Origin of the sequence: Moorena sp. SIO3E8, from assembly GCF_010692445.1 — a bacterium.
Taxonomy (GTDB): domain Bacteria; phylum Cyanobacteriota; class Cyanobacteriia; order Cyanobacteriales; family Coleofasciculaceae; genus Moorena; species Moorena bouillonii.
This window is the reverse complement of sequence record NZ_JAAHHM010000109.1, coordinates 1-22,225: the sequence shown is the minus strand read 5'-3', so window position 1 is coordinate 22,225 and position 22,225 is coordinate 1. Positions and strand designations below refer to the sequence as shown.

Sequence of the window (22,225 nt, the reverse complement as noted above, 5' to 3'; positions counted from 1 at the left end):
TCCCACTGATCCAAGACGCAAGGCATACCGACGCATTACTTCCTCCTTAGTTGAGTTTTCCTGACTCCCCTCAGTTCTATAGCTGCACTGACTGGTTGTCAATTCTCTAACTGACGACATGCCCTAGTCAAAGCGTAAACTTTGCTTTTGGTGGTTCTCAAGCTGGATTAGCTGGCCTTGGTGAATTCGGGGCGTTGTTACCAGGATTACTCACCCAAGTCGCAGGGTTTACCAATGACCTGATTGTATCTGATCAGATCGCTGACCCCAACGCCCTCTATATTCTGTGGTCGGGTGCCAATGATTACCGGAGTGTAGACCCTCCTAATCCTACTGAGGTCGTGGGCAATATACAGACAGCAGTGAACTCCCTGTATAACTTTGGTGCTCGCAATTTCCTAGTGCTTAACTTACCAGATTTGGGAAAGATACCTCAATCACTGAGGCTAGGTAGTGTATTATCGACTCGCCTCACGGATTTGACCGACCAACATAACTCTCTGTTGGACTCCACCGTTAACGTTTTGAGCCAATCCTTAGCTGACATTAACCTGATATCCTTAGATGCCAATAACTTATTTAATCAGGTTTTGACCAATCCTGGAAACTTCGGTTTCACAAATGTGACGGGAACGTGCTTAGATGAAGCAACGTTTATTGCTTGTGCTAATCCAGACGAGTTTGTATTCTGGGATAGCATCCACCCAAGCACAGCTAGCCATCAGATCCTAGCGGAATCTACAATAGCATTACTGAAGTCCCTTGACAAGGATGAGTCTAAGTCTGTACCAGAACCAGTGTCTTCTGCCTCCTTAGGAGTGATAGGGCTGGCCTGGTTGTTTCGGAAACAGTTGAATAAATCCTGCTAGATTTTACTATTAACGATAACGTAAGCATTCAGGCGTCAGCTATCAGCTATCAGCTAATGCGCTACAGATGGTGCTACTTGAGGTGCTAGCAGGTGCTTTAACTACACGGGGTCGGATGAATAAAACGAGCAGGGATTTCCAACCAGCCGTACTAGCACCCCTCAGCTTGTTTACTACCTCCCGTTGATTAGCTGACCGCTGTTCGCGTAGCGTGGCCAACGGCCAACGGCTGATAGCTGAATGCTTACACGATAACACAGTGGCAGCTTCCCGAGCTGTCACCGTTGATCCTAAATTGATACTTAATAGTTTGATACTACTATTGGTAAATTCTATGGGGAAATTTCGGCGTTGCTTAATCATAGAATAGTTAAGCAAAAATTAGAATTTTATGAAACTTTCAATAATAACTAATAAGTAGGATTGATAACTTCAAAAGGTAGCAGGGAGTAGGGAAGTCATAAGAGGGAACTTCGGAATTGGGAATAGGAGAATAATCGTGTGTACCTCATTACTATGAAAAAAGCATATACTCTGATTAAAGTTATTGTAATACTTTACTTTTTATTTATACTATAATCCAAAAATTTTGCCAGCTCTTAATAAAGAGAGTAACCCAAACCAGTACTCTATGTCTGTAGGTTGTTAGGTTTGTCTTGAAAGGTCTACCCACAATCACAGACAATCAAAAATGAAAAACACAATTACGGCCTTAGGATTTTCTCTATTTACTTTAATATTGTCCTGTGAAGCTAGGGCATATGATTTAGATTTCACTAATCTTTATGTGTTTGGTGATAGCCTATCGGATTCTGGCAATGTCTTCAATATCAGTAAGGAAAGCAATCAGTTAAATCCCACCATTTCCATAATCCCCCAGAGTCCACCCTACTTTCAGGGCCGTTTTAGCAATGGTCCAATCTGGGTAGATTATCTAGCAGATGCTCTGGAGATAGAAGTGAAGCCATCTACTGATTTATCGGTGCTGTTACCGGATTCCCCGATACTTTCTCCGATCACTATCACTCCCGATGGTCCTCGGGCGAGTTTTTTCTTCAATGGTGCGACGAGTAATCAAAGTGTAAACTTTGCTGTTGGTGGTGCTCAAACCGGAGTGTCTGGCCTTGGTGAGTTCGAAGCGTTGTCCCCGGGATTACTGACCCAAGTAGCAGGGTTCACCAATGACCTAATCCTATCTGATCAGATGGCTGACCCCAACGCTCTCTATATTCTGTGGTTGGGTGGCAATGATTATCAGAGTATGGATATTCCTAATCCTACTCAGGTCGTGGGCAATATAGAGACAGCGCTGAACTCCCTGTATAACTTTGGTGCTCGCAATTTCCTAGTGCTTAACTTACCAGATTTGGGAAAGATACCTCAATCACTGAGACTAGATAGTGTATTATCGTCTAGCCTCACAGATTTGACCGAGCAGCATAACTCTGTATTGGACTCCACCCTTAACATTTTGAGGCAATCTTTACCTGACATTAACCTGATATCCGTTGATCAGTATGACCTATTTAATCAGATTTTGACCAATCCTGGAAACTTTGGTTTCACGAATGTGACCGAAGAGTGCTTAGATGGAACAACGTTTATTGCTTGTGCTAATCCAGACGAGTTTTTATTCTGGGATAGCACCCACCCAACGACAGCTGGCCATCAGATCCTAGCGAAATTCACCTTAGCAGCACTGAAGTCCCAAGACAAGGCTGAGACTAAGGCTGAGTCTAAGTCTGTACCAGAACCAGCGTCTTCTGCCTCCTTAGGAGTGATAGGGCTGGCCTGGTTGTTTCGGAAAGAGTTGAATAAATTCTTTTAGATAGTACCATCTAACATAACACAGTGGCAGCTTTCCGAGCTGTCACTGTTGATCCTAAATTGATACTTAATAGTTTGATACTACTATTGGTAAATTCTATGGGGAAATTTCGGCGTTGCTTAATAATAGAATGGTTAAGCAAAAATTAGAATTTTATGAAACTTTCAATAATAACTAATAAGTAGGATTGATAACTTCAAAAGGTAGCAGGGAGTAGGGAAGTCATAAGAGGGAACTTCGGAATTGGGAATAGGAGAATAATAGTGTCTACCTCATTACTATGAAATAAATAATATACTCTGATTAAAGTTATTGTAATACTTTACTTTTTATTTATACTATAATCCAAAAATTTTGCCAGCTCTTAATAAAGAGGGTCACCCAAAACCAGTACTCTATGTCTGTAGGTTTTTAGTTTTGGCTTGAAAGGGCTGCACACAATCACAGACAATCAAAAATGAAAAACGCAATTACGGCCTTCGGATTTTCTCTATTCACTTTAATTTTGCCCTCTGAAGCTAGGGCATATGATTTAGATTTCAGTAATCTTTATGTGTTTGGTGATAGCCTATCGGATCCTGGCAATGTCTTCAATCTCAGTAAGGCACGCAATCAGGTAAATCCCATCATTCCCATCACTCCCCAGAGTCTACCCTACTTTGAGGGACGTTTTAGCAATGGTCCGATCTGGGTAGATTATCTAGCAGATGCTTTGGACATAGAGGTGAAGCCATCTACTGACTTGTCGGTGCTGTTACCGAATGTCCCGATACTTTCTCCAATCACTATCACTCCCGATGGCCCTCGGGCGAGTTTTTTCTTCAATGGTGCGACGACTAATCAAAGCGTCAACTTTGCTTTTGGTGGTGCTGAAACCGGATTCGGTGGTATTGGTGAGTTCGGAGGCTTACCGGGATTACTCACCCAAGTCGCAGGGTTTACCAATGACCTGATTGTATCTGATCAGATGGCTGACCCCAACGCCCTCTATATTCTGTGGGCGGGTAGCAATGATTACCGGACTTTTGACCCTCCTAATCCGACTCAGGTCGTAGGCAATATAGAGACAGCACTGAACTCCCTGTATAACTTTGGTGCTCGCAATTTCCTAGTGCTTAACTTAGCGGATTTGGGAAAGATGCCTCCAAGACTCAGGCCAGGTAGTGTATTATCGACTCGCCTCACGGATTTGACCGAGCAGCATAACTCTGTGTTGGACTCCACCCTTAACGTTTTGAGCCAATCATTACCTGACATTAACCTGATATCGTTTGATAAGTATGACCTATTTAATCAGATGTTGGCCAATCCTGGAAACTTTGGTTTCACGAATGTGACGGAAAAATGCTTAAATGTAAAGTTAATTGCCTGTGCTAATCCAGACGAGTTTTTATTCTGGGATAGCTTCCACCTAACCACAGCTGCCAATCAGATCCTAGGGGAATCCACCTTAGCCGCATTGAAGTCCCTAGACAAGGCTGAGCCCAAAATAGCCGCATTGAAGTCCCTAGACAAGGCTGAGCCCAAAATAGCCGCATTGAAGTCCCTAGACAAGGCTGAGCCCAAAATAGCCGCATTGAAGTCCCTAGACAAGGCTGAGTCTAAGTCTGTACCAGAACCAGTGTCTTCTGCCTCCTTAGGAGTGATAGGGCTGGCCTGGTTGTTTCGGAAACAGTTAAATAAATCCTGCTAGAGTTTACTATTAACTATAACACAGTGGCAGCTTTCCGAGCTGTCACCGTTGATACTAAATTGATACTTAATAGTTTGATACTACTATTGGTAAATTCTATGGGGAAATTTCTGTTAATCTTATCTGCGATCGCTTGCCTGTGTCAGACTGCTATAGCTCAGACAAAATCAAGGCGTTGGGTCAGAGTCATGTCAAATGCTCAGACAGGAAATATCCACTACTTCGATATCGATTCTTTGGTCAGCACCACTGATAAAATGGGCAATCCCATCCACTCCTTTGATAGTAGGATAGTATTTGGTAATCCTCTCGAACCAGGAGTGTATTCTGCCATTATCACGGTTCAAGTTAATTGCCCTGAGCGTTCCATACGTACATCGCGTTTTGAACAATACGATTCCCAGGGTAGTATAATTAGCCGAGAAGAATCGGAGAATGATTGGTACACAATACCCACACCCGATACTCCAACGGTTCATGTCATGAATGGTTTTCACACCTTAGCTTGTAAGTCTAATACTAATGTTGTAAACCGTTGACTGTTGACTGTTGACTATTAACTTTTAACTGTTGAGTCGGAACTCAGCACTTTCCGACTCAGGACTCAATTGATATCACTCATCAGAAGATTAACTAATTCTTGGGTGATAGGGAAACCAGTTTGTTGCTCAAAGTGTAAAAACATCGGACTGGGGTTAGCTTCAAGAAACACGTATTCACCATTTGGCTTTAAACGCCAGTCAATGGCCGTCCACTGGAGCCAAAACGCTTTAGTGATAGCTTTACACTGCTCTTGGACGGTCTTTGGCAGCCTGACCGGAATCAATTGAGCATCGATATCTTCTCGAAAGTCAAGAGACTTGGAGCGAATTTCTGCCGAGTACATCGAGTTCCCAATTACATAGGTGCGAATATTTGTACCAGGGATATACTCCTGTATAGTTATAGGAGAAAGCCGCAGGGCTAAGTTTAGTCGTTCAGGTTGTAGATGTTGTTCTGTTAAAAACTTGACATGAGCACCACCATAGACTGGCTTAAAAATTACTTGCTTACAAGACTTCGTAAACTTAATGATAGCGTCTGGATCATTACTAATGAGAGTATGGGGAATAGTTACACCCATTTGTTCAGCTTTGCTCAATTGTAGAGGTTTTTCCTTATGCAATTGATAAGCTTGCCATGAGTTTACCCAGTGAATTGAGGTTCCTTGCATCAACGTTCTTAGGGTACTCATAGCATCATTAAAAGCAACTCTATGCTGTAATGGATTTTTGATTGGGGGAATTTGAACTCCGGAAAAATTACGCCAAAAGATGCTACGAATATCTCTCAGACGTAATTGATATCCATCGGATAGGGTGAGAATTCCATCTTTAGTGTGTGGCTGCCAAGATAGTCGTAATTTAGTAGGAAACAGAGAAGTGTCAAGATAGTTTGTCTTGCCTCCAGCCTTAGTCAGAGCATGGTTGATATGTGCAGCGTGAGTATCTTCAGGATTGCCCAAAATTAAAATATTCATCTATTGCCAAACAAAACGAACTAGTATTTATACTGTTCTGCTGATTACCCAAGTTCTTTTTTTGTTTCGGTTTACTAGATAATAGTGTGGCTAATCAAGTCAATATCATACTTTGTTTGGTAAAAATTTGGGATTTTCAAACACCCTCTAAGCCAATTTAATTTGGGTATAATATAAGCTCTATTTCCCTGAACACAGGGAAATTTTATAGTTAAATGCATCCTGATATTACTCCGAAGATATACTGCACCCTATTGACAAATTGCCTAAATGCTGCAAGCATAAGCTGCTAATGGATCAGGGAGTTGTTAGTGGATTGCTCACCCCTTGAGGGCGACATTCCTCCCTATAGCAATCCTAATTCATTTGTGAACAATACTTTCGTTAAAAATAGTGCTCAGTTCTGAGTTGTTCAGTGTCAGCCATGCAAAGCGCGAGTGGGTGAAACCCCCATGAGCGACTGCATCGCTTCTGAGTAAGAACTGTTTAGGATTGCTATATTCCCTAATCTTTATAATTACTAAAAAATTGGCAAGTGTGCCAATATTGAGATTCTTTCCACTGACAATGGTTCAAGATGAATGCCTGAGAGATTTTGTTTGTGTTCGATAGCAGTTAAGTTGTTACTCAAAGCTTCGAGCAGGTCTGCCCCTTCTTCTAACAAGGCGCTTTGTGCTTGCACCCCCTTTTTCTGCGATGGCGAAGGTGGTAATACTGCCATTCTCCTCAATTGTATCGGTAACAATACCTTCTTCTTCACATGAGGTATGGGGAGTAGGGATATTTAAATTGTCGTGTTGAGCAGGTGGGCTGGCAAGTTGAGTATTCATAACTGCTTTTAATTCACAAAGCGCTAGTTCAAAAGGATGGTCTATCAGATGTAGTAGATTTTGCGTTCGCGTAGCGGTTCCGAAGGAACATCGCGTAGCGTGACCTTTCAGGCTTTGCCCGACGCTGCTGCGAACGGTCAATCGCGAAGCGGTTCCGAAGGAACATCGCATTTTCAATTCTCTTCGCTGATGCATCCAAGCCTTGACCTAAACATTTTCGGTTAGGGGACTCGGTTGATGCTATCTGCTCCTTAACGATTTGTTTTAGAGAAACAATCTCTGTATGTAACGATGACAAATTAACCTAGCTTTCGTAATCCAGATAATTACTGATCCTGTTAAATCTTTTACAGTTCTATGTCCGTAGATTCTCTAGTTTAGCTCTTATTAATGCATCAATACTAACTAAGTAGTCGCCCACAAAACTAGGGGAAGAGAAAGGAAACTCACTAAGGTAGACAAAACCACTGTCCGTGCTACTAAGGGAGCATCTCCCCCAAACTCAGTGACCAAAACTACCGTACTAATGGCTACAGGCATGGCACTTTGTAACACCAACACCTGTAAATTTAATCCCTCCAGTCCCAATGCTTGACCAACGGTATGGGCAATGAGGGGAGCTACCAACAAACGCAAGGTAGTCGCAAGTACCTCATACCGTCCTATCACCAAACGGGTGCGGGACAATTGTATCCCCAACACAATTAAATCGATAGGGATTGCTGCCATACCCAACTGGTGAATACCCTGATCTAGCCCTAAAGGCAGTTTTAAGCGCAATAAACGCCAGGTTAATCCTGCCAGCATTGCCCAGAGTAGCGGTAGTTTTAGGGTTAAGCGCACTCCAGAACTAATACTACCCCCTTTAAGTAAGGCGGGACAAATAGCAAACATCAACAAGGCAGCTGTGATCATGTAAACTATAGCGCGTTCTAAACCCGGTGTACCAAAGGCAAAGGAATTGAGAGGAAGCCCCAGGTTTCCAGCATTGGGAAAAATAGCAGCAACCATAAAGCTTTTTTGGACAACTGGTGGTAATTTCAACAGTTTGCCTAATCCCCAACTCAGTAGGTAAAGCAACACAGCGGTAATGATCAACCCAGCGACTAAACCAATGGTGCTTTCGGTAGACAGAGTTGTCCGATACAAGCTGTCTGCTATCAACGCTGGTACGAGAATATAAAGAGATACCTGAGAAAGAGTTTGCTTGTCCAGAGATAACGTGCGACCAGCAATAAATCCAATCAGGATAATTAAACCGACCGAAACAACAGCAGGTAGAAGAACAGTCATTATATAAATACTTTAGATGAACCCCATTAAAGGAAAAGTCTGTTTGTTGACCGTTGACCGTTGACCGTTGACTGTTAACTGTTGACCTTCAAGCAACCTTCAACCCTACACCGAATACGGGGCGAACAACCTTTAAACTTTAAACCTTAGCCAATAGGCCACGCTACGCGAACAACTTTTAAAGTTTAAACCTTTAACTTTAAACTTTAAACATTCAACATTCAACCTTTAACTTTAAACCTTAAACCTATTTTTGCTAAACTGCTTCAGTCGCCGCCGCAGTTGTTTAATATTAGGTCTGTGACCTCCATAACGCCAACGGATATAAGCATGCGCTATCTGCTCAATTACCTCAGCGGATGCTTTAGGCTGGTCTTGACTTATACAGCTAGCGTACTCAAGTGGAGTTTGAGTCGGATGTTTGAGATATCCTTTGGTTGCTAAAATCCTGATCATTTGCTGGTAAATCTGTTCCATTGGTGGCAATGTTGCCAACCAGAAACGATAGCGCCAGTTTTTCCACTGATGCCAACTTAGCCAGCTCAGAAAACCAAATGCGATCGCTAATATCAAGCCGCTCAACATACCTAACCAACCACTAGATACCATCTTCCACAATCCAACAAATACTCGGATAATGGTACCAATAGTGAAATGCCATAGGTTGCTAAGTAAACCAGTGATTGGTGAGGGGAGCCAACCTGCTACCCACTGCCAAAACTGCCGCAAGACACTAAAGGTTTGATATTGCTCGACGGAGGGGGGCAGCAATTCATGACCTGGGATGGGATCAAAGGCAAACCAACCGTATTTAGGGAAATAAACCTCAGTCATGGCATAGGCATCAGTATTCCGGACGATGTAAAACCCGGTAAAGGGGTTAAATTCGCCAGTGCCAAATCCAGCCACTAATCGGGCTGGGATGCCTATGGAACGGAGCATCATGGTGAGGGTGGTGGAGAAGTGGTCGGGATAACCACCTTGATACTTGAAGAGAAAGGCTTCCACCAAATCTTGATTTTCTTCTAGAAAAGGGAATTGTGAGGGGTCTTGGGGCAGGCGATAACGCTGCTTAACTGCCTGGGCTAGATACAAGGCTTTTTCATAGGAAGAGGTAAGAGGTTTCTCTGAAGTGGCTAGGAGTTCTTCAGTACGTTGCCTGACCCTCACTGCAATTTGGGGGGGAATATCCAGATAGTAGTTTTGAATCGACTTGGGGTAGTTATCCCCAGCTTGCTGCAACTTAGTGCGATCGCGAAATGGAACTTCTGATATTACGGTATAGGTCAGTCCTTCTACTAAACCTAAAGGCGATCGCAAACTCCCTTCTGGTCCAATACCTATTTCCCGCGACGGAAAGAACAATTCCTTAGGATAGGCCAAAGCGGGAATCAGATTGGGCAGTTCTGATACAGCTGTGTAGGTTTGAATTACCTTTTTGGTTTGACCTGTGATCAAGGCAGGTAAGAGTTGAAAGCGATAAGACCAGCTTGGTCGAGTTATTTTCTGGACTTGATTATCCCGAGAAATTTCCCAACCCTGACCCGTGTAGTGGTCAAACGCTAGCACTCGCCAAAATCCCGGTGCTTGAGAACGCACCCGCATCACTACCTTAGGTTTGAGTTCTCCCCGCAGATTCTGGTTAATCTTGCTATTAAAGCCATAGTAAAATGTCTCATCCAACTCACCAGAACCCGTAGCGTTTTGAGAGCCACCACTACCATTTTCCCCTTGCTGTTTCCCTTCACTCACATAGCCAGGGTTAACAATTAACCTATTTTGTGAATCAAATCTCCGGTTTGCCATTTCCCCAGGAGCACTGACGGGATACATCTGGATTTGATAACCAGGGAAACGAGGCATCAGAGCAAAAATCGTTAACCCTAGCGCCATAATTACCCCGATAAATAAAATGAGACGCTTTAGGGGTATGGGTGAGTAGTTGGGAGTAAAACCGTATAATTTTTTACGTTTTTTTACCGTAGATATACCCAAGCGTGACTGGTAATCTAGGACAAGAACCGGTAATGCGATCGCTAAAAATACTAACAACAGAGGGGCAAACGCCAGAGTCTGACTCACAGTACCAGCGACCCCCAACAGGATTAGCCCAATTACCATCGAATAGCCCAAATCCTTGCGGCGCGGCAAGTCAAAGCTATGGAGAATTTGCAGCTGAACTAACAACTGAGCTAGAGCCAAGCGGGTATCATTGAGCTGACTGAACACATTGCCCAAAAAGGCTCCCAATGCCAGCAACATCCCCAATGCCAGCCAGAATTTCAGAGCAATGTTACGTTGGCGACGACGATACCAACTCCAGGTTGCTCCCACAATACTTAAGGGTACTGCCCAAAGACTCCAGAAGGTAGATGCGGCAACATCAACAGCCACAATTCCTACTACTACCAGTGCCTGTACCAACACCCTTAACGAAATCGACTCCTCTATAGGAGGCAATGGCTTCGCCTCAAGACGCTGCCAAAACTGACTCACCATGGTAGATGCGTGATAGGTTATATGTCAAGCTTGGAATGTTAAAGGTTGGAATGTTGAAGGTTGGAATGTTGAAGGTTGGAATGTTGAAGGTTGGAATGTTGAAGGTTGGAATGTTGAAGGTTGGAATGTTGAAGGTTGGAATGTTGAAGGTTGGAATGTTGAAGGTTGGAATGTTGTTCGCGTAGCGTGGCCTATTGGCCAAGGTTATAATCTGCAACCTGTTAATCTGTTAACCTGCAACCTGTTAACCTGCAACCTGTTAACCTGTTAACCTGCAACCTGTTAACCTGCAACCTGTTAACCTGTTAACCTTCAACCTGTTAACCTGCAACCTGTTAACCTGCAACCTGTTAACCTGCAACCTGTTAACCTGCAACCTGTTAACCTGCAACCTGTTAACCTGCAACCTGTTAACCTGCAACCTGTTAACCTGCAACCTGTTAACCTGTTAACCTGCAACCTGTTAACCTGCAACCTGTTAACCTGCAACCTGTTAACCTGCAACCTGTTAACCTGCAACCTGTTAACCTGCAACCTGTTAACCTGCAAGTATTCTGACTAATTTGTAGGGCAGATTGCAAAGGTCAAAGGTTTCTGTTCTCCATGATCGAAGCGAATCTCGATAGAACAAATCTGATTGGGTTGTAAATCATAGGATTCTACACTCAGGTAACCTGGATAGGTACGTTCTGCTTTTGCCGAGGCTTGAGGTGTACCTAGAGTCAAGCTACCACCTATAGGCAAACGAGTGCTGACCCGCAGCTGAGACACACCATCTTCTTGATGATACTCGGCTCGCAGAGTCACTAAACCAGCACTAGTCTCCCACTGGCGCTCCACAGGAGTTTGATTTGGTGAAACTGGAATGGTGAGGGTGGTAAGAATTTCCTTAGCTGCTAACAGAGCCAAGACCATCTTTTGGTCATTGTTAGCTTCTTCGTAAGGTAGGGATGGCAGTAGTTGTTCTGTAGAACGGGCACTTCCCATCAAGATAGTGCCACTCCAGGAGTTAAGGGCATAGAATTCGTCAGGAAACAGCTTTTGAACTGCCCTAACCAGTTTAGCCCCTAGCTGATACTGGGAAGACACTGCCTCAGAGCAGGCTTCTAGCAATTGAGATAAAACGTTTTCTGGTATGGCAGTTGGTAAGGCCAAGTTAGACAACTGTGGCATCCAAAACCTAACTCCGGAAACCCAAGACTCTGCTATTGCGTCAACAATATCAGTTTCATAGTCTGAAATTTCTGTCTCCCAAGGAAACAGAGGTGGGTTAAGTTCAATTTGAGCTTGTAGTTTGCGCTTCAATAGCGTCTGGAAACGATTTTGCACGGTTGACATCTCTCCCAAGTTGTAGCGGCGGATTTCACCGCCTAGTGTAAGGTCATCATGGGTGTTCGATTCTAGTGAATTCACCCACATGCGGTCTAAAGCCGCTTCGCCATTGTGATTAGGGACAATGTTCAAGTTTTCCAAGTCCAGTGATTCTGATAAATCCAGGGGATATACATCAAAGTCAAAATCCGCTGCTGTTGTCTCACCCAGAGGTACAGTATCGTTTACTTGACCGTTTGATGGTATTGAAGCAGCGGGACGGGACTCTTTTAGCCAAGCCATTAAGCGGCTATAGAAAGCGTCCATATTGTTATCTATGTCACTATTCATCTTTAGATCTACCGGATCCGGATACTGAACTATTACGAATATCCCAGGCAATTTCGAGCAACTTAAACCATCGCTTCTGTGCCTGGTTTAGTGTACAACCCAAGGTCTTAGAAATTTGTTCATTGGAGTAACCTTGTTGTTTGAGTTTAAGTAATTCTGACTGTTGGGAGCTCAGTTTTTGTTGAAATCGTTGCCATTCTTTTGGTGTTAGCCCCAGATTTCGATCCAAATCTGCTCCCAGCCACTGATGTACCAATTCCCAGCGGTGAGACAGAGCAAACCGAATCAGATGATACTTAAACCGTTGTTGTAAATAGTCCCGCTGTCTGGGATTGATGCCTAAAATCTCCTCAATTTCCCTGGTTGGCAGGTCTTTCAGCCGCAGAGTAAAGTAATCGGCACAATCCTGTTGCTGGCGTTCTTTGAGATAGGCGAATAATTCTTTGATTACAGTTTCCCGCAGGCTGGAGTCTAGGGGTTCAGAATCCGATAACACCATTGCCTCCCGCACCTGCTGAATCGCCGCATCATTCCAAGTCGCATCTGACTCTTGTGCTGCTCCTTCCGCCGCTGTATCCATATCCACAGAGGTTTCTGGAGGTTGCTGTTGGGAAAAGGTTTGAGCACGTAGAATGATCAACTGTTGGGAACGGCGACCGGGTAAAGGAATACGTCGTTTACCATAGCGCTCTGTAAACGCCATATATTCTGATAGTTCCAGGAGGCTGCGGGGACGATAGGTTTCCTCCAGGGAGGTTTCCCGCCGAAAGGCATTTAAGGCTTCGGCATAGAATCCCTGTAAGAAATCTTCAATCATATTCAGCCGCGCCTGGTAACTGGTCGGCGTTTGATGGGGTGTAATGTAGCGGTAGATAATCGCACTAAGAGTACTCTGTAGTTCTACCCTTCCTTGGAGCGACCCCAGTTTGTAGTAATGACAAACTTGCTTGAGACGATGGTTAGCGAGGTTTTGAGCCCAGCTGTCCACATCCCCAGAGTTTTGAATCCGATTACTTTCATTGCAAATACGATTAACTTCATCAGCGATACGTCTTGCTACGTCCTGGCAGTTTTGCTTAGAAGCACGAGTGGACTGCCGGAGTTCTTTATACAGCAGTTCAAATAGTCCTTCCACGCCCAGGCAGACTTCCCTCATCATGATTTTCATTCAATAACGACCCTAACATACACGTACTCTCGACAAATTTGATTTAGGTTTAGACTATGTGCAGCCAAATTCCTCACCCTATAGCTCCTATGGAATTAGACGAACAAATTAACAATTTGATTGATAATGCTCCACAAGATGGAACGACGCCTCAAGCGATTGAAGCGATCGCTCCAGTACTCAAACTTCTGGCGGAACAACTAAACCATCTGGAATATTACATTCTCCAAAATCTTGACCAAGGTTGGGTGTTGACGACACTGAGTAATCGTGCTAACCCTGATCTGGAGAAAAATGTTATTTATGCTTTTCCGACTGTTCAAGATGCTGCCAATTTTCATTCTGATTGGGATCCTCAACTTATGGCGTGCGGGGTGCCAGTCACTCACATTTTGTTTCAGATGTTGGCAATCGACACCGTCACTAGTACTGTTTTCTTTGATACACCTGGTAATTTAGCGGTTGGTTCAGAGGTCTCTCGAGAGGACCTACGAAATTTAATACAAGCTCAACTACAGCAAATCCGGTCAGCACCCAAGTCAGATTCTAACAATCTACCTCCTGACATTGCTTAAGTATGGCAAGGAGCGCGAGCAGACAATGACTGGATGAGGGGATGACACCAATGAGGGGATAAGACATCAAAGACTATTGAATCACTCATTATTACCATCAACCCTGATCAGATCATCACTTACTCTGTCTGATCTAGGCATTTTTCATGTATTCAATATAGTTATTCCCTGCCATCACGACCTCTGGCCATCTCCCCATCGGTGAATTTAGTATCTGTAAATGCAACTTGGTATTAATTTGCCACTTGGTATAATAGTGCGGCTAAAATTGCGGTTAAGCCCCCAATATGCTTCGCAATAAAACTATGGTAGCTTCTAAAACTGGCTTCCCTGATACGGAAAATCACTGGGCAAAGCCATTTATTGAAGGTTTAGCCAATCAGGGAATGATTAGCGGTTTCCCTGATGGCAGATTCCGACCTAATCTACCCATCAATCGATCTCAGTTTGCTGCCATATTAAAAAACGCTTTTTCCCAACCCGAAAAACAACGATCTGCTCCGAAGTTTATTGATGTATCACAGAAACACTGGGCTTTGGAGGCGATTCAATATGCTTACGAAACTGGCTTTATGTCGGGTTATCCTGGTAATCGCTTCCGCCCAGACACTAATCTGGTTCGAGTGGAAGCCTTGGTAGCGATCGCAGCTGGGTTGAACCTTCCCTTGAGTGAGATATCGGATGTAAATATAGCGCTACCCCAACTCTATCAAGATGTGGATAAAATTCCTGGTTATGCCCGAGACAGGATAGCTACTGCTACGGATGCTAACATCATCGTCAATTATCCCAATCCCAACCGACTGCGACCCACTCAAGTGGCAACTCGTGCTGATGTGTCAGGGTTTATCTATCAAACTTTGGCGTATTTGGGTCAGTTGCCAGACCTAAACTCAAAATACACGGTTGCTTTCCAAACCACTAGGGAGGTTAGCCATCAGCGAGAGTTTCGGGGAGTTTGGGTTGCCAGTGTCTGGAACATTGACTGGCCGTCTGAAAAGGGTCTAGCAGCTGAAAACCAACAAGAGGAACTGATCGAGATTATTGACCGGATTGAGGAACTTAACCTCAATGCTATGTTTTTACAGGTACGACCTACAGCAGATGCTTTATATGCCTCAGAATTAGAACCTTGGAGTGAATGGCTAACAGGTACCCAAGGGCAACCACCAGAACCGTTTTACGACCCGCTGGAGTTTGCGATCGCAGAATGCCACAAGCGCAATATTGAACTACACGCCTGGTTTAACCCGTTCCGCGCTGCAACAGGATCACAAGTTTCCACAAAAGTCAAGCCTCACATCAGCGTTACCCATTCAAACTATGTGTATCAATACGGTAAGCAATTGTGGATGGATCCAGGAGTAAAAACAGTTCAGGACTGGACTTATAACGTGATTCTGGATGTAGTCGATCGTTATGATATAGATGGGATTCATCTGGATGACTATTTCTATCCTTATCCTATCAAAGATCAAGATTTTCCTGATCAAAAAACTTATGAAGCTTATCAGGAAGCTGGTGGTGAACTGAGTTTGGGGGATTGGCGCAGGGACAATGTTAATAAGATAGTTGAGCGTCTCTACACTGGCATTAAAGCTACTAAGCCAACCGTTAAATTTGGGATTAGTCCCTTTGGAATTTATCGTCCTGGACAACCTCCTAAAATTAAGGGATTAGATCAATATGAAGCTATCTATGCTGACCCGAAAAAATGGTTAGAAGAAGGCTGGGTCGATTATATTGCTCCTCAACTTTACTGGCGCATTGAGCCTCCTGCGCAAAGTTATCCGGTTTTACTGCAATGGTGGACAGAAAATAATCCTAAAAATAGACACATTTATTCTGGTAATAGACTCAGTAAGTTAGATGGAGAAGAGTGGCCGATTTCTGAGTATGAAGAACAAGTTGAAATTAGCCGTAACCTAGTGTCTCAAATCTCTCTAGGGAATATTTTCTATAGCATGAAAGTATTTACAGAAAATCGTTTAGAGGTGGTTGACCAGTTCAAAAGCTCTATTTATTCTGAGCCTGCTGTTGTTCCTACTATGGAGTGGTTAAAAACTGAGCGACCTAAAACACCAGGTAATGTCAGAGCAAGAGATGGTAAGCTAAGTTGGCAGAAATTTTGTGATGGAGAAACTTGTTATTGGACGCTTTATCGACAACAAGATGGGGTTTGGAGGTTGTACAAAATTCTGAATTCAGCCACGCTAGAGATAGCGCTAGAGTCGGGAGTCTATGCTTTGTCAGCAGTGGATAGGATTGGGAATGAAAGTTTAGGAGTTGTGGTGTCGTTGGGTTAAAGGTTGTTCACCCTTGGCATCCCTATTAGGGTACGTTCAATGGTTAAGGCAGATGTTGGCTAAACTCATCTAAAGAACTAGCTGTTAATGCCCTTGCCATCAAGTTGTCCAATTGTTGGATATCTAAGCCTTGTATTGTTTCAGATATCTCTGAAGGAATCGTTCCCAATCGTAGTTGGAGTATTCGTTCTATGCTAGCACGACGTTCTTGTTGAATTCCTTCTAATATTCCTTCTTTTCTACCTTCTTCTCTACCCCTTAATTCTCCGATTGCCTCTGCCCCTTCTAGCATACTAATTTCATACCGTTTATCTTCCAGATATTTCTGATAGGCTGCCTTTTCTGTATTCGGGAGACTCTCAATCCTCAGGTTTTCCTTGGCTTGGGCTAATCCCCTGGCTTGGAATTCCTCCTTAATTTCACTATTTTTTAGGAAATATATCCATTCATCCAAACTGTTTTTAGTCATATCATTAAACTGTTTCACTCTCAAGATGTAATATTCCGGAAATATCTGGTACACCTGCTCAATTTTGAACAACTCCTTCTGAAGATTTGATGGCTCTAGTTTGTCCTGGATATGACGTCCGATGAAATCTAATTTTCCTTGATAAATGTAATCTTCTCCTTGGCCGAGGGGAAAGTAAACTATATTAATGGAGTAGACCTTTTTGACTTTACTATAAGGCTCGCCTTTATCCAGATATTCGGTAATCAGAGTTGAAACTCCAAATAACATCCGCTGAAAGTAATCATTTTCCGAACTATTTTGAACTTCCACCAGCAATAACTCCCCAGCACTATTGAGAGCTAGAATATCCACCCGGTTTAGTTTATTGTCTTGTGTCTGAGGATTACTTTCGCTGTCTTGATGCAGTCGCTCATGGGGGAAACCCCAAGACCGCGCTGCATCGCTTTCTAGTATTGATTCAATGGTAATCACTTCTCCGAGTAATTCGCTGATAAAGCCTTCTAGGACAACATAATTAGCTTTATCTCGCAGTTGTTTTTTGATCGCCCAGTCAAACCGTATGTGTGTTGCTGCCATGATTAGTCTTGCTATCTACAAGCACTATGCCATCTCGACTTAATCTCCTTTAGACTTCTAGTTTAACACCTGGCCATTAATTCGGCAGATGTTGGCTAAACTCATCTAAAGAAGTAGCTGTTAATGCCGTTGCCATCAAGTTGTCCAATTGTTGGATATCTAAGCCTTGTATTGTTTCAGATATCTTGGAAGGAATTATTCCAAATCGTAGTTGTAGTATTCGCTCCAAGCTAGCACGACGTTCTTGTTCTATGCCCTGTTCTATGCCCTGTTCTATGCCCTGTTTTATCCCCTCTTTTATCCCTTGTTGTCTGCCTTCTTTTCTGCCCTCTTCTCTGCCTCTTAATTCTCCGACTGCCTCTGCCCCTTCCAGCATACTAATTTCATACCGTTTATCTTCCAGATATTTCTGATAGGCTGCTTTTTCTGTATTCGGTAGACTCTCAATCCTCAGGTTTTCCTTGGCTTGGGCTAATCCTCTGGCTTGGAAGTCTTCCTTGATTTCACTATTTTTAAGAAAATATATCCATTCATCCAAACTGTTTTTAGTCACATCATTAAACTGTTTGACTCTCAAGATGTAATATTCCGGAAATATCTGGTACACCTGCTCTATTTTGAACAACTCCTTCTGGAGATTTGATGGCTCTAGTCTGTCCTGGATATGACGTCCTATAAAATCTAATTTTCCCTGATATATGTAATCTTCTCCTTGGCCGAGGGGAAAGTAAACTATATTAATTGAGTAGACCTTTTTGACTTTACTATAAGGCTCTCCTTTATCTAGATATTCGGTAATCAGAGTCGAAACTCCAAATAACATCCGCTGAAAGTAATCATTTTCCGAACTATTTTGCACCTCCACCAGCAATAACTCCCCGGCACTGTTGAGAGCTAGAATATCCACCCGATTTAGTTTATTGTCTTGTGTCTGAGGATTACTTTCGCTTTCTAATATCGATTCAATAGTAATCACTTCTCCGAGTAATTCGCTGATAAAGCCTTCGAGGACAACATAATTAGCTTTATCCCGCAATTGTTTTTTGATCGCCCAGTCAAAGCGTATGTGTGTTGCTGCCATGATTAGTCTTGCTATCTACAAGCACTATACCTTCTCGACTTAATTTCATTATACTGGGTCAGTGGGTCAGTCGTGAGCAATGGTCTTTAGACAAACCTAGCCAAGAGGGATTAAACTGAAACAATAAGCAATAAGCGAATTTTGTCCATTTTAGTTGGTTACCGTGAGAGAGATTTTCAAGGTTATTCTTCCTCAACTGCGTCAGCACTTCGAGAAAATTTACAACGATATGAGGGGATTGGGGTCTCGTCAACATTGGGACTCTACCCTCCGATTCATAATGCGAACGCATTACACAAATCAGCAATGACTACTGATTAATGACTAATCAAGGGCTCACCACTGACAGCTTAGAGCTGAAGGCTTACCTGATCAGTTTTTTTACCTTGCGATATCCTTTTAAAATAACTATACTTAATCTATTATATAACATTTAATAATTAGTTTTTCCTAATTCTAATTTAGGAGAGTCTAATCTAGGGGAGTAATATTAATGAACAATCAAATTATTGATCAAGTATTGTACAACCACAAAGTGGCTATTGATGACCTATTACAAGATTTGCAGAAATTTGCTAGTCAAATCAATAAACCAGAATTACAGTCAAAAATTAGGACGATACAAAAAAATAGTAATGAACCGTTTTTATTAGTTATTGTTGGAGAAGTCAAAGCTGGAAAAAGTAGCTTTATCAATGCCCTAATTCAAGAAAAAATTTGCAAAACTGATGTTGAGCCCTGTACAGATATTATTCAACAAATTGTTTATTCAGAGGAGCAGTTTGAAAAAGATATTAGTCCAACGTTACGGAAAATTGGTTTACCCATTGACATCTTGAAAACGTTATCAATTGTCGATACTCCCGGAACGAATACGATTCTGGACAACCACCAAGAGATTACTGAAAACTATATTCCTAACAGTGATTTAGTGTTTTTTGTATTTTTCGCTAAGAATCCCTATCATAAAACAGCTTGGGAACTCCTGGATTATGTTAGTGAGCAATGGCGTAAAAAAGTAGTCTTTATACTTCAACAGTCTGATTTAACTAAACCAGAAGAATTAAGCCGAAATACTCAGAGAGTTAAAGACTATGCTAGTCAACGACATATTGAGTCTCCTATAGTTTTTGCGACATCAGCGGAATTAGAAAACAATGGAAATGAAGAGGGGAGTGGATTTAGGGAAGTGAGACGATTTATTAATGATATGGTTACCGGTGGGGAGACTTACAAAATTAAACTTAAATCAATTAGCGATCGCACTCAAAATGTGATTGATGAATTAGACGATGAATTAAAATCTATCCAACGGCAACTAGAGCTGGATAAATCATCAGTAGAACGAATCAAAACTAAACTAGCTGTCGGTGAAAAAAAGTCTCAAGATGAGATTACTAAACTGGTGGATAAGTTAGCCGCCAACTATGATCGAGTTGCTGAGCAAATAAAATCGGATTTTAGCGCTGGTTTCACCTTTCCTAAACTAATCAATAAGTCCGTTGTTGGTACCGTTGATAAAAATGCCTCAATTCAAGCCTGGATCGATCAGATCAAGGCCAAGTATGAACCAGAGCTACAAGTTTCCTTAGAAGAAACCTTAAAAGAGGGGACACACCATTTTTTAGGGGATATTAAAAACCTAATTGATTCGTTAATACAAGATTTGAATACTATCGATAATTATTCCAGTAATAGCCATCTATCTATCCGAGTTATGGAGCGCCGTCATGAGGTGTTTGAAGACGTTAAGCAAAAAGCGTCTAAGCTCCTTGAAGATACTGAGTTTATCAATACCTTAAAATCCAACGCTAGTGGAGTCGCTACCAATATATTAGGTGGAGCGGCAGTAACAGTAATTGCTGGCCTATTTATGGCGATAACGGAGATAGTAATATTGGATCTTATCGGTGCTGCGTTTGCCGGAGTTGGGATTTTAGTTTCCGGGGGAGCGCTTTATCTGAAAAGAAAAATGATAATTAGCAAGATTAGCAAAAAATTAGACAGTGATAAAAATAAATTGATATCTGATATTAATGAGCAACTTAACTTAAAGTGTACTCTGATATATGAAGAAATTAAAAGAGTATTTGGAGATTTAGATGATTATGTTGAAAAGGAAGAAGAAGGACTAGGACCAATCCTTAAGGACTATAGAACAATCCAGAGCAAGGCTAAGGATTTATTAGTGATTAGTTAATGATTATTGGTTATTGGTTATTGGTTATTGGTTATTGGCTTCAACTATTGGGTTATGGCCGATCAATCTGTTCACCATTGCTGGCAGAATTATGGTTCTTGAAGCCAACATCTAGAGATCTGATGCTCTCAATAGCTTCAACTGGTAGCTGTATTGCTAGCTGTACGGGTAGCTGTACTGAGCTCTCAATCAGTCCCAAAATCTACTAAACATCACCGGGTAGCACTGTGGCTGCGGGCATTATAGCAGCTTTGGGTATAGAAAGGCTATCAAATGTGATAGTATAACCTTGACAGTAGTTTTTGTTGACTGTATGCCTAATTTGGTCAACTTAGACCAGAGGTAGCTATATATTAAAGTATTTTTGACTCTTATTCAGAGTCCCAGGAGGGATATGAGCAGCACAGATAGCAATAAAGACAAGGAAATCCAATTCACTGCTAAAGGAACTGGACCCTCAGGATACATCGATAGGAAACAGCTGAGCATAAAGCCATTACCCCAAAATCGCCCTATTGCTACAAATGTTAGTGAAGGGACAGATGAACTAATGGGCTATCTTGACTAATTAGTTGTCAGGTAAACGAGTGCTTCCGGGTGTGGTTATGTCGGTCGTGTCTACAGTGTCATCCTTAACACTTCACCCGGAGTAGGCGTGTGCTAGCGCCATACTAACGTTCTAAAACCCCTCAGCATAACGCTTCAACTCCCATGCCATTCGTTTAATACCCCGTAACTCATCCTCTCGGATAAACGGTAAAAACACCCGAGAAAGCATACCTGAATAAGAGTGCTTGTGGACGTATTTGGTACGACCCACTCCTATTTCTTGCAAATCAAATACACATTCACTACGAAAGCCAGGAATAGAAGAGACCCAACTTAGACACACACCAGGCTGAACCTGAGTCACCAATGGCTCAAATTCTGTCTCTTCTTCATTGGGAAGCCGTCGCAGCGACAGAAAGACTTCTTTCCCCTGCTCAAACCGTAAAGTTGAGTCACAATCAAATAAAAATGTGTTCCAGTACTTCCACTGCTGTTTATGGAACAAAATTTGCCAAACCTTCTGCCTTGGGACATTGATCTCAATGTCAGTATAGAGACTTGTCATGTTAGTAAATAGCAGTTTTACCGGCTTCAAGTACTGTTATTTGAGATTATGGTAAATGGGAAAGGATAGAAGGGTGGACTACACACAATAATAACACGGATGCACGGATGACTTAATCCATGCCCTAAATCCGCTGTTTGACATTATTAGTTATCAGTATCTTATGTCTACTGGTTCCTTTGAAAAAAACAGTTTGGATTGGCAGTTGCAGCTGCTGCAACGACAATTTGGGGAGTGGTGGGAGCTGACAATGTCTCAGGTGTCTCTTGAGCAACCCCAAGGATCACTGCCATCTTGGTTACTGTCTCCTATACTAGGCCAGGTGATTAGGATAACGTTTTGGTTACTTGTTGTTGTAATCCTAAGCTGGCTAGGGGTGCGAGTGATCAGAGGATTACATCCTTATATTATTTGGGTGCGGCTCTTTTAAAAAGACAAAGAATAAGGTTTAGACAGGTATAGCAAGAGTAGGAGGAGCATTAGTAGAGCAACAAGCTTGAAAGAGTCGTTTCATTAAAGGAATACCATCAAGATACAAAG

General features: G+C 42.5%; 21 protein-coding genes and 1 pseudogene. 9 read left to right on the top strand and 13 right to left on the bottom strand.

The genetic code is table 11. The features are described from left to right. Positions 1-110: 110 nt before the first annotated feature. A complete protein-coding gene (locus F6K46_RS29830) occupies positions 111-869 on the top strand; it encodes an SGNH/GDSL hydrolase family protein (RefSeq protein ID WP_229415545.1) in 759 nt (252 codons plus the stop codon). A gap of 42 nt (positions 870-911) precedes the next feature. Here F6K46_RS29830 and F6K46_RS29825 read toward each other — a convergent pair whose 3' ends face one another. Continuing rightward, entirely contained in the window at positions 912-1,232 is a 321-nt protein-coding gene (locus F6K46_RS29825) for a hypothetical protein (RefSeq protein WP_158069355.1), read from the bottom strand. Positions 1,233-1,560: 328 nt separating this feature from the next. On the opposite strand from F6K46_RS29825, the gene F6K46_RS29820 reads away from it, so the two are divergent. From F6K46_RS29820 to F6K46_RS29810, 3 genes are all read left to right on the top strand, one after another. Continuing rightward, positions 1,561-2,697, top strand: coding sequence for an SGNH/GDSL hydrolase family protein (locus tag F6K46_RS29820; protein ID WP_075896047.1), 1,137 nt, complete (start codon positions 1,561-1,563; stop codon positions 2,695-2,697). A 457-nt stretch (positions 2,698-3,154) separates the two neighbouring features. Further along, positions 3,155-4,390, top strand: a complete 1,236-nt coding sequence (locus F6K46_RS29815; protein WP_293064380.1) for an SGNH/GDSL hydrolase family protein — start codon at positions 3,155-3,157, stop codon at positions 4,388-4,390. Between the two features lie 98 nt (positions 4,391-4,488). Then, complete coding sequence (locus tag F6K46_RS29810) at positions 4,489-4,929, top strand: surface-adhesin E family protein (RefSeq protein WP_075896045.1); 441 nt, start codon at positions 4,489-4,491, stop codon at positions 4,927-4,929. Positions 4,930-4,994: 65 nt separating this feature from the next. Here the strand turns inward: F6K46_RS29810 and F6K46_RS29805 are convergent, their stop codons facing one another. The 9 genes and pseudogenes from F6K46_RS29805 to hetZ all read right to left on the bottom strand — a co-directional run bounded on the left by F6K46_RS29805 (position 4,995) and on the right by hetZ (position 13,349). Then, entirely contained in the window at positions 4,995-5,909 is a 915-nt protein-coding gene (locus F6K46_RS29805; RefSeq protein WP_075896043.1) for an MvdC/MvdD family ATP grasp protein, read from the bottom strand. Positions 5,910-6,532: 623 nt separating this feature from the next. After that, positions 6,533-6,910: a hypothetical protein gene (locus F6K46_RS29800; RefSeq protein ID WP_143727422.1), complete on the bottom strand. Its 378-nt coding sequence runs from the start codon at positions 6,908-6,910 to the stop codon at positions 6,533-6,535. Between the two features lie 234 nt (positions 6,911-7,144). Beyond that, a complete protein-coding gene (locus F6K46_RS29795) occupies positions 7,145-8,032 on the bottom strand; it encodes an AEC family transporter (protein ID WP_293040492.1) in 888 nt (295 codons plus the stop codon). Positions 8,033-8,266: 234 nt separating this feature from the next. After that, positions 8,267-10,531 (bottom strand): DUF4129 domain-containing transglutaminase family protein, encoded by a 2,265-nt coding sequence (locus tag F6K46_RS29790; protein WP_293064375.1) that lies wholly within the window; start codon positions 10,529-10,531, stop codon positions 8,267-8,269. 38 nt (positions 10,532-10,569) lie between these two features. Next, positions 10,570-10,647: pseudogene (locus F6K46_RS40365) on the bottom strand (pentapeptide repeat-containing protein); the annotation flags it as partial. A 196-nt stretch (positions 10,648-10,843) separates the two neighbouring features. Further along, on the bottom strand, positions 10,844-10,990 hold the full coding sequence (locus tag F6K46_RS40360; protein WP_366510804.1) for a pentapeptide repeat-containing protein: 147 nt from the start codon (positions 10,988-10,990) through the stop codon (positions 10,844-10,846). Beyond that, positions 10,972-11,112, bottom strand: a complete 141-nt coding sequence (locus F6K46_RS40355) for a pentapeptide repeat-containing protein (RefSeq protein WP_366510803.1) — start codon at positions 11,110-11,112, stop codon at positions 10,972-10,974. The genes F6K46_RS40360 and F6K46_RS40355 overlap by 19 nt, the downstream gene beginning before the upstream one ends. Further along, complete coding sequence (locus F6K46_RS29780) at positions 11,090-12,193, bottom strand: hypothetical protein (RefSeq protein WP_293064369.1); 1,104 nt, start codon at positions 12,191-12,193, stop codon at positions 11,090-11,092. The genes F6K46_RS40355 and F6K46_RS29780 overlap by 23 nt, the downstream gene beginning before the upstream one ends. Beyond that, positions 12,186-13,349, bottom strand: a complete 1,164-nt coding sequence (gene hetZ / locus F6K46_RS29775; RefSeq protein WP_293064384.1) for a heterocyst differentiation protein HetZ — start codon at positions 13,347-13,349, stop codon at positions 12,186-12,188. Before hetZ ends, F6K46_RS29780 begins: the two co-directional genes overlap by 8 nt. A 101-nt stretch (positions 13,350-13,450) precedes the next feature. Between hetZ and F6K46_RS29770 the strand changes: the two genes are divergently transcribed. Together F6K46_RS29770 and F6K46_RS29765 are read left to right on the top strand one after the other, a co-directional pair. After that, positions 13,451-13,936 carry a hypothetical protein gene (locus F6K46_RS29770; protein WP_070396443.1) on the top strand — a complete coding sequence of 162 codons (486 nt, stop codon included), beginning with the start codon at positions 13,451-13,453 and terminating at the stop codon, positions 13,934-13,936. Positions 13,937-14,241: 305 nt separating this feature from the next. Next, positions 14,242-16,242 (top strand): family 10 glycosylhydrolase, encoded by a 2,001-nt coding sequence (locus tag F6K46_RS29765; protein WP_293064366.1) that lies wholly within the window; start codon positions 14,242-14,244, stop codon positions 16,240-16,242. 43 nt (positions 16,243-16,285) lie between these two features. Here F6K46_RS29765 and F6K46_RS29760 read toward each other — a convergent pair whose 3' ends face one another. Both F6K46_RS29760 and F6K46_RS29755 read right to left on the bottom strand, forming a co-directional pair. Next, positions 16,286-17,290, bottom strand: coding sequence for a PD-(D/E)XK nuclease family transposase (locus tag F6K46_RS29760; RefSeq protein ID WP_293064363.1), 1,005 nt, complete (start codon positions 17,288-17,290; stop codon positions 16,286-16,288). A 76-nt stretch (positions 17,291-17,366) separates the two neighbouring features. Beyond that, complete coding sequence (locus F6K46_RS29755; RefSeq protein ID WP_293064360.1) at positions 17,367-18,371, bottom strand: Rpn family recombination-promoting nuclease/putative transposase; 1,005 nt, start codon at positions 18,369-18,371, stop codon at positions 17,367-17,369. Positions 18,372-18,864: 493 nt separating this feature from the next. On the opposite strand from F6K46_RS29755, the gene F6K46_RS29750 reads away from it, so the two are divergent. Further along, positions 18,865-20,571 (top strand): dynamin family protein, encoded by a 1,707-nt coding sequence (locus F6K46_RS29750; RefSeq protein WP_293064357.1) that lies wholly within the window; start codon positions 18,865-18,867, stop codon positions 20,569-20,571. 394 nt (positions 20,572-20,965) lie between these two features. Next, on the top strand, positions 20,966-21,139 hold the full coding sequence (locus F6K46_RS29745; RefSeq protein WP_158516941.1) for a hypothetical protein: 174 nt from the start codon (positions 20,966-20,968) through the stop codon (positions 21,137-21,139). A 111-nt stretch (positions 21,140-21,250) separates the two neighbouring features. On the opposite strand, the gene F6K46_RS29740 is transcribed toward F6K46_RS29745, so the two are convergent. Then, positions 21,251-21,685, bottom strand: coding sequence for an SRPBCC domain-containing protein (locus F6K46_RS29740; RefSeq protein WP_293064354.1), 435 nt, complete (start codon positions 21,683-21,685; stop codon positions 21,251-21,253). A gap of 163 nt (positions 21,686-21,848) precedes the next feature. Between F6K46_RS29740 and F6K46_RS29735 the strand changes: the two genes are divergently transcribed. Continuing rightward, positions 21,849-22,115: a hypothetical protein gene (locus F6K46_RS29735; RefSeq protein ID WP_293064352.1), complete on the top strand. Its 267-nt coding sequence runs from the start codon at positions 21,849-21,851 to the stop codon at positions 22,113-22,115. Positions 22,116-22,225 lie beyond the last annotated feature (110 nt).